The 11,171-nt window shown below is 69.1% G+C and carries 12 protein-coding genes; 6 read left to right on the forward strand and 6 right to left on the reverse strand.

Going from position 1 to position 11,171, the window contains the following annotated elements; translation table 11 throughout:
• A partial coding sequence (locus tag AC2H6A_RS14065; RefSeq protein WP_484274224.1) for a PAS-domain containing protein occupies positions 1-1,348 on the reverse strand: 1,348 nt, incomplete at its 3' end.
• Positions 1,345-2,556, reverse strand: a complete 1,212-nt coding sequence (locus tag AC2H6A_RS14070; RefSeq protein ID WP_484274225.1) for an ABC transporter substrate-binding protein — start codon at positions 2,554-2,556, stop codon at positions 1,345-1,347. The genes AC2H6A_RS14065 and AC2H6A_RS14070, both read right to left, overlap by 4 nt.
• A gap of 176 nt (positions 2,557-2,732) precedes the next feature.
• Between AC2H6A_RS14070 and AC2H6A_RS14075 the strand changes: the two genes are divergently transcribed.
• The 4 genes from AC2H6A_RS14075 to AC2H6A_RS14090 all read left to right on the forward strand — a co-directional run bounded on the left by AC2H6A_RS14075 (position 2,733) and on the right by AC2H6A_RS14090 (position 6,434).
• Positions 2,733-3,923, forward strand: coding sequence for a tetratricopeptide repeat protein (locus AC2H6A_RS14075; RefSeq protein ID WP_484274226.1), 1,191 nt, complete (start codon positions 2,733-2,735; stop codon positions 3,921-3,923).
• A 114-nt stretch (positions 3,924-4,037) separates the two neighbouring features.
• The gene (locus tag AC2H6A_RS14080; protein WP_484274227.1) at positions 4,038-5,012 is read left to right on the forward strand and encodes a Bug family tripartite tricarboxylate transporter substrate binding protein; all 975 of its coding nucleotides are present in this window, start codon (positions 4,038-4,040) and stop codon (positions 5,010-5,012) included.
• Between the two features lie 2 nt (positions 5,013-5,014).
• Positions 5,015-6,175, forward strand: a complete 1,161-nt coding sequence (locus AC2H6A_RS14085; protein ID WP_484274228.1) for an acyl-CoA dehydrogenase family protein — start codon at positions 5,015-5,017, stop codon at positions 6,173-6,175.
• 88 nt (positions 6,176-6,263) lie between these two features.
• Positions 6,264-6,434 carry a hypothetical protein gene (locus tag AC2H6A_RS14090; RefSeq protein ID WP_484274229.1) on the forward strand — a complete coding sequence of 57 codons (171 nt, stop codon included), beginning with the start codon at positions 6,264-6,266 and terminating at the stop codon, positions 6,432-6,434.
• Positions 6,435-6,499: 65 nt separating this feature from the next.
• Here the strand turns inward: AC2H6A_RS14090 and AC2H6A_RS14095 are convergent, their stop codons facing one another.
• Entirely contained in the window at positions 6,500-7,342 is an 843-nt protein-coding gene (locus tag AC2H6A_RS14095; RefSeq protein WP_484274230.1) for a hypothetical protein, read from the reverse strand.
• A gap of 167 nt (positions 7,343-7,509) precedes the next feature.
• Here AC2H6A_RS14095 and AC2H6A_RS14100 point away from each other — a divergent pair, with 167 nt between their 5' ends.
• Together AC2H6A_RS14100 and AC2H6A_RS14105 are read left to right on the forward strand one after the other, a co-directional pair.
• Positions 7,510-7,890 carry a BrnT family toxin gene (locus AC2H6A_RS14100; protein ID WP_484274231.1) on the forward strand — a complete coding sequence of 127 codons (381 nt, stop codon included), beginning with the start codon at positions 7,510-7,512 and terminating at the stop codon, positions 7,888-7,890.
• Entirely contained in the window at positions 7,793-8,062 is a 270-nt protein-coding gene (locus tag AC2H6A_RS14105; protein WP_484274232.1) for a BrnA antitoxin family protein, read from the forward strand. The genes AC2H6A_RS14100 and AC2H6A_RS14105 overlap by 98 nt, the downstream gene beginning before the upstream one ends.
• Positions 8,063-8,172: 110 nt before the next feature.
• Here the strand turns inward: AC2H6A_RS14105 and AC2H6A_RS14110 are convergent, their stop codons facing one another.
• The 3 genes from AC2H6A_RS14110 to AC2H6A_RS14120 all read right to left on the reverse strand — a co-directional run.
• Complete coding sequence (locus AC2H6A_RS14110; protein WP_484274233.1) at positions 8,173-9,015, reverse strand: UvrD-helicase domain-containing protein; 843 nt, start codon at positions 9,013-9,015, stop codon at positions 8,173-8,175.
• Complete coding sequence (locus AC2H6A_RS14115) at positions 8,927-9,571, reverse strand: hypothetical protein (RefSeq protein ID WP_484274234.1); 645 nt, start codon at positions 9,569-9,571, stop codon at positions 8,927-8,929. Before AC2H6A_RS14115 ends, AC2H6A_RS14110 begins: the two co-directional genes overlap by 89 nt.
• Positions 9,572-9,778: 207 nt before the next feature.
• Positions 9,779-11,171, reverse strand: a 1,393-nt coding sequence (locus AC2H6A_RS14120; protein WP_484274235.1) for an RNA-binding domain-containing protein, incomplete at its 5' end; no start/stop codon positions are given.

The raw sequence follows: 11,171 nt of genomic DNA on the forward strand, positions 1-11,171 counted from the left end.
TGCGGCGCTCGATGTCCCGCACCCAGCGGCCTGGGCCGAGTTCGAGCACCTGGTCGCTGCCGCGGCGGTATTGCGCCAGCCGCATCGCCAGCCAGGCATCGGCCTGTGCGGGGTCGCTGTTGGGGTGATCCTGCCGCCAGCGGGCAAGCGCGATCGCCTCGAAGCGGCAGCCTGGCTCCAGGGGCTCGGCGGCTGTGGCGAAGGCCTCGCGATACTGCCGGTTGCAGTACACCAGACGGTCCTCGGGATCGAAGATGGCGAAGGCTTCCTCGATCGCGTCGATCGCAGCCCGAAAGCGCTCCTCGCTGGTGGCCAGCTGCCGCGTGCGTTCCGCCACGCGCTGGTCGAGCTCGGTATTGATCTCCTCGTAGGCGTCGAGCGCCTGGCGCAGGGTGCGCGACAGCAGGCCGATTTCGTCGCCGATCCGGTCTTCGGTGAGCCGCACCGGCTGCCCGCGCGAGATGGCCTCGCAATCTTGTGCCAGCGTGTTGAGCCGCCCGGCCAGCCGCTGGCCAAGCACGCCGGCCATGCGCCAGCTGAGTGCGCCCAGCGCCAGCGCCAGCACGGACATGATCCCCAGCCGCAGCAGCATCGGCGCGACCCAGGGATTGTCCAGCCCGTAGAGCCTCAGGCCCAGCGCACCGCCTTCCGGGGCCGGCTCGAAGGCGAGCGCCTGGTCGATCGGGAACCAGCGACCGGGCGCCACGCCCGGCAGACCGAGCAGAACCCGATCGCCCTGCCGCATCTCGACACCGAGCCCGCTGGCCAGACCCGCGGCGCGGCGTTGCAGCAGCGCGCCGAGGTCGATCACCGAGACCAGCGCGCCGATGGCATCACTGGTGTACGGATAGATGACCGGGAAGGCGACCAGCAGCAGCGCCTGGCCAGGCTCGGTGAGCACCCGGGCGCGGGCCTTCCGCTCGCCCAGCGCGCCCTGCACGGTGCGGTCGACCTCGGCCTGCGGCACACGCTCGGGCAGGTTGCCGGCCACCGCGCGCCCACGGTAGTCGACCAGTGCGGTGGGCAGGCTTCCCGGCGTGCCGGTGCGTGCGGCGAGAAAGGGCTTGAGATAGGCATCCCGACCGGCGCTGTCCGAGAGGCTGGTCCAGACCAGCGGACTGCGGCTGAGCTCGCGCAGGTTGTCGAGCTGGTTGCCGAGGTCACCCGCCAGCGTGCCGCCCAGCACGCCGATGGCCGCCTGATGCGCCTCCTCGCGATCGTCGGGGATCTCGAACAGCGCGATGCCGATCATCACCGCCACCACCGCACCGATCACGCCCAGGGTCAGCGCGAACGAGGCGCGCCGGATCCGGTCGGCCAGCGGCTGGGCGGCGGTGGCCGGCGTCATTTTGCGGGTGACCCGGCCGGTGGGGACGGCGGGCGCGGCGGCCCGATCGGGATGAGGTGATCGGCGGCGGTGTAGCGGGCGAAGAAGACATTGCGCGCCGAGAGGGCGTCGTGGCGGGCGGGCGTGAACGGCACCGGATAGCGCTGCAGCAGCCCATCGTAGGGGCCGAGCTGCTCGAGCGCGTCGCGGATGCGGCGCCGGTCGGTGCTGCCCGCCTTGCGGATGGCCATCGCCAGCAGGTGGGTGAGGTCGTAGGCATGGGCCACCCCGACCGGGCTGGTCACCGCTTCGGCCGAGTCGATGCCGAAACGGCGCTTGAGGGCGGCCAGCACCCGACGCGCTGTCGGGCCGGTCTGCCCGACGAAGCTGTAGGTCTGGATCACCGCGAAATCGACCTTGTCGAGGGCGTCGCCGCACATGCGGGCGAAGTCGCCGCCGGTGACACCCCAATGGCTGATGATCGGCAGCCGCTGGGCCTCCGGCAGGGCCGCCACTTCCTTGACCAGGATGGCGCCCTCGGTCTCGTTGGCCACCAGCACGATGGCCTGCGCGCCGGCGGCGCGCAGCTCCTGATAGGCCGCGATCAGGGAGGTATCACCCCAGTTGTACCAGCGCTGTCCGACCAGGCTCACGCCGGTGCCAGGCAGCGCCTTCTGCAGCGCGGCCTGATTGCTGCGGCCCCAGGCGGTGTTCGGCAGCAGCACGCCCAGGCGCTGCGCCTTGTGCTGCTTCTGGGCAAACGCGATGAACGCCGGCCCGGCCCAGGCGTCCTTGAGCGACAACCGGAAGGTGTAGCTGGGGCGGTAGTCGTGGTCGGTGATCTGGTCGGCCGAACCCCAGGGGTTGAGCAGAGGGATGCCGAGTTCATGGACCACCGGCAGGCTCTCGACATACACCGGGCTGAACTTGCCGCCGAACACGCCCACCAGATCGGGCAGGGCGGCCAGTTCGCGCAGGTTGTCCAGCCCCACCGCGGTGATGGACCGGTTGTCGCGCGTGACCAGCTTGAGCGGTCGACCCCCCAGCACCCCGCCGGCCTGGTTGATCTCCTCGATGGCGATCTCGATGCCCTGCTGCACCGCGCGTGCCGAGGTGCTGGTCTTGTGGCCGAATTCGGCGTCCAGGCCGATCAGGACGGGATTGGCGGCCAGCGCGGCCTGCGGGTTCCAGAGCCACAGGAAGAGCAGGGCGAGACGAAGGACGAACAAGGGGTGCTCCTGAAGAGGGCCGCGCGCCGACCGGCCTCGGACCGAAGTCTAACCCGTGAGCTCAGCGGTGACTCGGGGTGGGGCGTTCCAGCCGAGCCGCTCCGGACCGTCCGCGGCTCGCGATGCGCCATCGCCGCCATGCCCCCGGGTATGCTCGCGGCTCCGGAGGGGAGTGCATGATGGAGCCACTGGCTCAGGCCCGAACGCTGTTCCTGGAGGGGCTCGATCACTTCAAGGCGAGCCGACTGGCTGATGCACGGCGCTGCTTCGAGCAGGCGCTGGCGCTCGCCCCCGGTCGCGTCTCGGTGATGGTCAACCTGGGCATCACGCTGTGCCATCTCGGTGAGTTCGAGGCTGCCGAACCGCTGCTGCGAGGTGTCACCGAAGTCGAGCCCGATGACGCGGCCGCCTGGGCTTACCTGGGCCAGGCGCGCGCCAGCCTGGGCCATTGGGCTGCGGCCTGCCTTGCGCTGGTGCGCTCGCTCGCCCTCGAGCCGGTCCAGGCGCCGGTGTGGCTGGCCCTGGGCCGCTGCCGGGTCCGCCTCGGCGAGATCGATGCCGCGCTCACCGCCTTCACGCGCGCCACCGAGACCGACCCGGCGCTCGAGCCGGCCTGGAGCGCCCGCGGCGGCCTGCTGCGCGAGACCGGCCGGTTCGCCGAGGCCGCGCAGGCGTTCAGAAAAGCGCAGGCGCTGGGCGCCGATCCGCAGCTGCTCGGCTACTACCTTGCGGCGGTCGATGGTGGCGAGCCCCCGCCGAGCGCGCCGCGCCAGTACGTCGAGGGCCTCTTCGACGAGTACGCCGCCGAGTTCGGCGAGCACCTCGTCGGCCACCTGCGCTACCAGGCGCCGCAGACCCTGCTCGCGCCGCTGATCCGCGCCGCCCCGCGCTACCGGCAGGTGCTCGACCTGGGTTGCGGCAGCGGCCTGTGCGGTTCGATCGTGCATCCCTTCGCCGATGCCATCGATGGCGTGGACCTCTCCCGCGCCATGCTCGCGCAGGCCGGGCGTCTTGGCGTCTATCGCGACCTGGTGCACCAGGACATCGCCAGCTTTCTGGCCACGGCCGTGTCCGGCTACGAGCTCGTGCTGGCGGCCGATGTCTTCATCTATGTCGGCGAACTCGAGGCCATTTTCACCGCCGTGCGCCGCGTGCTCGCGCCGGGCGGCTGCTTCGCCTTCTCGGTGGAGCTGCCCCCCGAAGGCATCGACACCTGCCTGCTGCCCAGCCTGCGCTACGCCCACTCCGAGGTCTTCGTGCGCCAGCTCGCCGATCGCACCGGGTTCCGGGTGCGCGAGGCCCGGCAAGCCCCGCTGCGCGAGGAGCAGCGCCGGCCGGTGCCGGGGTGCTATCTCTGGCTGGACTGAACCGGTCTCGCGCAGCGCGGCCCGGCTTCCGGACCGCCGCTGCCCGCGGGCGCCGCTGAGGCCGAGCCTGCGGTGATAGGCTGGACCGGGTCATCTCTCGCCCCGGAGCCCCCGATGTCGATCCGAGCCCGTCTCATCCGTGGCCTGCTGTCGGTCCTGCTCGCGCTGGGCGCGGGCTCGGCATTCGCGCAGGCCTGGCCCACCCAGCCGGTCACCCTGGTGGTGTCCTCGGCGGCAGGCGGCATCGTCGACACCGTGGCCCGCCTGATGGCGCCCGAGCTCAGCCGAAGCCTCAAGGTGCCGGTGGTGGTCGAGGTGCGGGCGGGGGCGAGCGGCATCATCGCCGCCAGCCATGTCGCCAAGGCGCCCAAGGACGGGCAGACCGTGCTCTTCACCTACACCGCGCATGTGCAGACGCCGGCCCTGCGTCGCAACCTGCCCTTCGACCCGATCCGCGACTTCGCGCCGATCGCCCACATCGCGCTGTCGCCCACCATCATCGCGGTGCCGCCCGCCTTTCCCGCCAGCACACTGGAGGAGTTCATCGCGGTGGTGCGGGCCAGTCCGGGCAAGTACAGCTACGGCACCTACGGCAACGCCACCAGCGCGCACATCGCCGGCGAACTGCTCAAGCGCGAGGCGCGCCTCGACATGGCCCATGTGCCGTACAAGGGCGCCGCGCCGCTGGTGGCCGACCTTCTCGCCGGTCATGTGCCCATCGCCTTCGTCGACACCGGTACGCCGATGCCCCACCTCAAGGCGGGCCGCATCAAGGCGCTGGTCATCAACGGCACCCGCCGATCCTCGGTGCTGCCGGCAATACCCACCTTCCTCGAGTCGGGCTACAAGGGCTTCGAGCAGTACGGCTGGATCGGCGCGCTCTTTCCGGCCGGCGTGCCTGCCGACCGGGTGGCGCTGATGTCGGCCGAGATGACCCGGATCGTGAAGTCGCCGGCCATGCAGCAGCGCCTGCGCGAACTGAACCTCGACCCGCTCGGCGCGGGCGCCGAGGAGTTCGCCGCCACGCTGGTCAACGACCTGAATTCATGGACCCGGCTCGTCACCGAGCTGGGCATCCAGGAGAACTGAGCATGCAGATCACCCACGAGCATGTCGCGCTGCAGGACAGCGTGCGCCACTTCATTGCCCGCGAGATCACGCCCAACATCCAGGCCTGGGAGAAGGCCGGCATCTTCCCGGCGCACGCGCTCTTTCGCGAGATGGGCAAGCTCGGCTTTCTCGGCGTGAACAAGCCGGTTGAATACGGCGGGCTGGGGCTTGACCACTCCTTCGAGATTGCCTACTGCGAGGCGATCGGCGGCATCGGCTCGCAGGGCGTGAGCATGGGCATCGCGGTGCAGACCGACATGGCCACCCCGGCGCTCGCCCGCTTCGGCTCCGACGCGCTGCGCCAGGAGTTCCTGGTGCCCGCGATCGCCGGCGAGCAGGTGGTGTCCATCGGGGTGTCGGAATCGGGCGCGGGCTCGGATGTGGCGTCGGTGAAGACCCGGGCGCGCAAGGATGGCGACGACTACCTGATCAGCGGCTCCAAGATGTGGATCACCAACGGCACCCAGGCCGACTGGGTCTGTCTGCTGGTCAACACCTCCGAGGGCGAGCCCCACCGCAACAAGTCGCTGATCTGCGTGCCGCTCAGGCAGAACGGCCAGCGCACGCCCGGGGTGAGCGTGCAGCGCATCGAGAAGATCGGCATGTGGTCATCGGACACCGCGCAGATCTTCTTCGACGAGGTGCGGGTGCCGCAGCGCTACCGCATCGGCGAGGAGGGCAAGGGCTTCGCCTACCAGATGATGCAGTTCCAGGAGGAACGGTTGTCGGCGGCGGCGCGCCGCATTACCGCGCTCACCGATGTGATCGACCAGACCATCGAGTACACGCGGCACCGTATCGCCTTCGGCCGGCCCATCCTCGACAACCAGGTGGTGCACTTCCGGCTGGCCGAGCTCAAGACCGAGATCGAGCTGCTGCGCTCGCTGGTCTACCGGGCCACCGATGTCCACATGGCCGGCGGCGACATGACCGAGCTCGCCTCGATGGCCAAGCTCAAGGTGGGTCGCCTGTGCCGCGAGGTCACCGACTCGTGTCTGCAGTACTGGGGCGGCATGGGCTTCACCCTTGACAACCCGGTTTCGCGCGCCTTCCGCGATCTGCGGCTGATCTCCATCGGCGGTGGCGCCGACGAGGTGATGCTGCAGATCATCTGCAAGAAGATGGGCATCCTGCCGCGCTGATGCCCGGCCGTCGCCGGCCACGGTCATCCGGCCGATGGGCGCGATGGGGGCGGGTCGCTATCGTCGGCCGGTGGGCTGGTAGGCCAGGGTGTCTCGCGAGATCGCCGAGCCTGAAGCCTCGGTCTCTCGTGAGATCGCGAGTCTCGATGTCCGCCTCACCCGTGAGATTGCCGCCGGCAAGGTCGATCTGGTGAAGTGGGCCATGGGCGCGCTCACCGCACAGACCGCCTTGCTGCTGGGGGTGGCGAAGCTCTTCTGAAGCCCCCGGCGCCGCGCGGGCCTCGGTTGCCGGCTGGCGGCGCTCTCCTCCGAGTCGAGCCGGGGTCAGTGCCCTTGTGCCTGCCCTTGCAGGCTGCGTGAATACATCGCGATCAATCGCTCATCGCCTGGCCAGTCACCGGCCGCCTGAAGCCGGTTGCCGGCAAGCCGCGCGCGCAGGTCCTGGGCCAGCGCGTCGGCGTGGCCGAGTCGGCTTCGGTCGAGCCCGCTCCCTGCCGGCCCGAGTGCGGCTGCGACCGCGGTCAGGCAGTCTCGTGCGCATCGGGTCAGCTCGGCCTCGCGGGTGCTGCCGATGACAAACCCGCAGAAGGCGGCATAGAGGTACAAGGGTTCGGTCACGGGAAACCGGCGGATGCGGCCGGGATCGAGTTGCGCGGTGGCGCTCAGGGGCGTGCGCTCGAAATGCGCCTGGCCCTGGCTCAGATCGCCCAGGAAGCCGGATCGGTGCCCCGGCACCAGGGTGAGCCCCGGCGCGTCGCGAGGCACCCGGAGGTAGCGGGCACCCGGACCGTTGCCGAGCTTGATGACCAGCGGGTCCACGCTGCGTGCCGCGGCCACCCAGGTCTTGCTGCCGTGCAGGTGACCGTCTGCAAGCGTCACGCCCGGCAAGGGTGGGTCGCCCTTGCGGTCTTCGGAGGCCGCGTAGGCGATCCAGCCACTGGAGCGGATCTCCGGGAACGCATCGCGGCAGGCCGCCTGGTAGCCGGCCTGGAACACCCAGGCCAGCCGGTCGGCGATCATGCCTCCCGCCACCGCCAGAGGCAGCGGGCTGTCGGCAAACGGCAGCGCGTGCGCTTTCCAGGCCGCCAGGTAGGCCGCTTCATCGGTGCAGGGCATGCGCCGGGCTTTATCGATCAGCGGCGCGAGGAGGGAGTCGATGTCTGACATGCGTGATCCGGTTGGGGCGCGGGCTTTCAGCCGAGCAGGCGAAGGCCGGTCAGCCAGGCGGCGGGCTCGGCGATGTCGCCGGTCAGCGCGACGACCCGCCATGGCTCGAGCGTGCGGCGGTAGCGGCGCACCCAAGCGATGCGTGTATATGATGATAATGTACAAGAATGATCGATCTCGCGCGCATCATCGGCTTCGACTGGAACGACGGTAACGCCCGCAGGAACGAGAAGCACGGCGCGGCGCAGGCCGAGGCCGAAGAGGTCTTCTTCAACCAGCCCCTGCTGATGCTGGAAGACCTGCGGCACCGCGACCAGGAGGCGCGCATCCACGCCCTCGGCAAGACGCTCGATGGGCGTGCGCTGCACATCACCTTCACGCTGCGCGGTGATGGCACGCTGATCCGGGTGATCTCGGCGCGCGACATGCACCGAAAGGAAAGGAGCGTCCATGACCAAGCCCGCCAAGCCGCTGCCCAGGTTCAGGACCGAGGCGCAGGAGCGCGCGTTCTGGGAGACCGAGGGTCGCGACTCCACCCAGCATCTTGACTGGGCGAAGGCGCAGCGTGTGGTGCTGCCCAACCTGAAGCCGTCGACGAAAACCATCTCGCTGCGCCTGCCGCAGCACCTGCTCGATGCCATCAAGGCGGCGGCCAACGCGCGCGATGTGCCCTACCAGTCGCTGATCAAGGTGTGGCTGCAGGAGAAGGTCGGGGGTTGATGTCTGGCGCTTGCGTCGGGGCACGCACGGCGAAGGCCTTGAGCCGGCAGCCACCACAGGGTCGCGGATCGGGGCGTAAAGCTGCCCTCCAGCGCGTCGAAGTCGGGCGCTCACCCTCGACGGGCAAGGCGGCCAGACGGTTCAGAACGATCTTCCTTCGCATCGAGCAGTCGCACCTCGCCGGCTGCTGCCGAGGTGCTACGGATGAGGAAGTTGCTCTCGCGGTCCACTGAACCGAATCGCGCCTGCTTGATCGTCAGCAACTCGTTGGACAGCTGCGTCACGGCGCGGGTGTTGCGGAAGTTGGCCTGCAGCAGCTTCAGGGGCTGCCGCTGACCGGCGTCGCCGGCCAGGCCCTCCCAGAACAGGTTCTTCAGCGCGGCCCAGCTGAAGAAGTTCGGGTGCACGATCTGGTGGCTGTCGCCACACAGGATGAACTGGCCCGGCGTTCGCAGCAAAGCGAGCACCAGCGCCAGTTGCACGGGCGTGAGGTCCTGCACCTCGTCGATGACGACGAAGTCGTAGATCGGCGTCTGCCCCTCGGCGATCTGCGTGCGCCACTCATGGGCCACGAGGTTGCTGTCATGCAGAGCGGCCTCGGCCAACCAGGCGCGGTAGCGCTGGAAAAGGCCGTGGGCAAGCTCGCGCTCTTCCGTGGTCAGCAGACTTTGCCGCGTACCCAGGGTGAGGTAGTCGGCCAGCGACAGTGGGCCCGACGGCCGCGCGCCGATGACGCCGCGGAACTCCTCGAACAGGGCCTGTGCATCGAGATCGCCCAGCATGCGCAGCACCTGCCGGTGTCGTTCGCACCAGAGCGCGAACATCGGCAGCGTCACTTCGCGGCCCGGCGGCACGCGCAGCGTTTCAAGCAACTCCCGGTAACTGAGAAAATCGACCTCCTGCTTCGGGTTCTCGAAGCCCAGTGCCGCATGCAGCGCGCGCGCTCTGCGCAAGGTAGGCCGACAGGGTCCCATACAGCACGCGTCCTTCGGCCTCGCGCGGGCGCGACAGCGTGACCGCGGTCTTGCCTGAGCCGGCCGAGCCGATGACGACGAGCGGCGCCGAGTGGCGGCAGGCATCTTCCTGCGTCTCGTCGAAGACGTTGGGTTTGTCCAGGAGTTCGAACTGCGTGCGGCCCTGACCCAGCCAGCGTAGTGGCGTCGCGTCGGCGGCCAGTGCGGCGGGTTGCGCATCGGCCGCCGCTGCGTACTCGATACGCGCTTCGTCCACCGCGGCGCTGCGCAGGAAGCGCGAGCGTTCGTAGGCGTGGTTCTCGATCACCTCCAGGGCCAGGCAGACGGTCTCGGTGCCGCCGTCGGACTCGGCCCGGTCGATGCGCGCGAACTGCAGCAGCAGGCGGTTCGCGTAGTCGAGCTTCGCGCGGTAGTAGGGGCCTGCGTTGAGCTTCTTGACATCGGCCGAGCGGAAGTCGTCCGCCTCTATGGCAGCCTTGATCTTTTCGAAGGCTGTCTTGACGCGGCGCAGATTCAGGTCCTTGTATTGCAGCAAGCGCCTTCGGGAATCAGCTTCGTGTTCGATACCGAGGGAGCCGGTCTGCGCTGATAGTCGACGCACGATGCCTGGCGTTCAGTCGGGCAGCACCACCTCACGGCTGACAGCGTCGGGGTCCCGGGTGTTCCAGCCCTGGGCTGCCAACAGCGCGTCGATCTTCACCCGTGGGAAGGCTCTGACGGTGGATTCGTTCACCGCGGTTGCTCACTTGATCACCCGCCAGTGGCCACCCTTGTCTGGACCGATTCTCACGATGCGGCCTGACTCGCGTAACCTGCGCACGGCGCGCTTGATCGCGCTCTCGGATTTGCTCAACTTCGCTGCCATCTCCGCAAAGCTCAACTCGGGCCGCTGCCGGAGGAGGTCGACGATCAGGGCAGGCGTTTTCTGGGGCGTTTTCTGGGGCGTTTTCTGGGGCGTTTCGGTTTTCTCGGGCGTTTTCACTGGCGCTGGCAGCACGAAAGTGATCACCACCGCACCCTGGCGCACCGCCACTGCCGGCGGCTCGAGTCCCCGCTCCTGCATCAGCCGGGCGATCTTCAGCGTTCCCCTGCCCCAGGTCTCGATGATGCCGCGCCGGTAGAAGGTCCGCGCGATCATCGGGTTCCAGGGTTTGGACTCGTGCTCCCGGAACAGCGCCTCGGGGGTCAACCCGAAGTGCAGATCGCCGATGGAGATGATCTCCAGCCGGTCCTCGTACAGCGCCACGTTCACCGAGCCGCCGCCGACCGAGTAGTCCCTGTGGACGAAAGCGTTGGCCAGCGCCTCGCGCAGGGCCTCCACCGGGAGCAGCGGTGTGTCCTCGCGTTCCATGCGCCCTGGCACGATGCGACTGGCCACAGGCAACGAGTCGATCAGGAATCGCTCGGCACGCCGCATCAGCGCAAAGGCATTGCTGTGAAACTGGCGGTTATCCAGGAACTCGTCGCGCGTCGTGCCCTTGAAGCGGGCTACCTTGAGCAACAACTGCGAGAAGTCTGGCAGTGGCGCATCGTCGGCGCAGAAAAGCACCACCGCCGCCCGCGAGACCTTGTCGCCATCGACCAGCAGGCCCAGCCCGCGCAGGATCTCCAGCGGCTCGCGCGTACCCGGGTCGTCCACCCTGCCGCGGCGGATGGACTCCTCCAGCGTCAGCACCATCTCGCGCCTGTCCAGGCGACTGACATCCCAGCCGGCAGCCGGCCGGTTCTCCCAGCGCTCGGTCGCGTGCATCTCCTCCAGCAGCAGGCGCTGGTAGGTCTCGCGCGGCATCATGCGGGTGGTGTTCAGCACCCGCTCATAGGCCACCCCGCGAAAGGCGACAGGCGCACGCGCCGCGCGAGGCGCGGTAAGCACCAACACCTCGCGGCCCTCGTCGATGCTTACGCGCTCGACCGATGGAAACAGGGGCGGCTCGAAGCCCTGGAACTCCTGCGCAAGTTCTTCCAGGGTGCGGTCGGTGACCGTCTGACCCACGACCTTACCTGCCGGTGTGATGCCGAACAGCACTCGACCACCTTGACCGTTGGCGAAGGCGCAGAGGGTTCTGCAAGCGCAGTCCTTTTCGGCGGTGGATTTCTTGAATTCGAGCGCGGCGGATTCACCGGCGGCGGCGCAG

Source organism: Quisquiliibacterium sp. (genome assembly GCF_982640115.1).

Bases quoted from the DNA above. Each gene is read 5' to 3' on its own strand.
- AC2H6A_RS14075 (WP_484274226.1), top strand. From the start codon at position 2,733: ATGATGGAGCCACTGGCTCAGGCCCGAACGCTGTTCCTGGAGGGGCTC.
- AC2H6A_RS14080 (WP_484274227.1), top strand. From the start codon at position 4,038: ATGTCGATCCGAGCCCGTCTCATCCGTGGCCTGCTGTCGGTCCTGCTC.
- AC2H6A_RS14085 (WP_484274228.1), top strand. From the start codon at position 5,015: ATGCAGATCACCCACGAGCATGTCGCGCTGCAGGACAGCGTGCGCCAC.
- AC2H6A_RS14095 (WP_484274230.1), bottom strand. From the start codon at position 7,342: ATGTCAGACATCGACTCCCTCCTCGCGCCGCTGATCGATAAAGCCCGG.
- AC2H6A_RS14100 (WP_484274231.1), top strand. From the start codon at position 7,510: ATGATCGATCTCGCGCGCATCATCGGCTTCGACTGGAACGACGGTAAC.
- AC2H6A_RS14105 (WP_484274232.1), top strand. From the start codon at position 7,793: ATGACCAAGCCCGCCAAGCCGCTGCCCAGGTTCAGGACCGAGGCGCAG.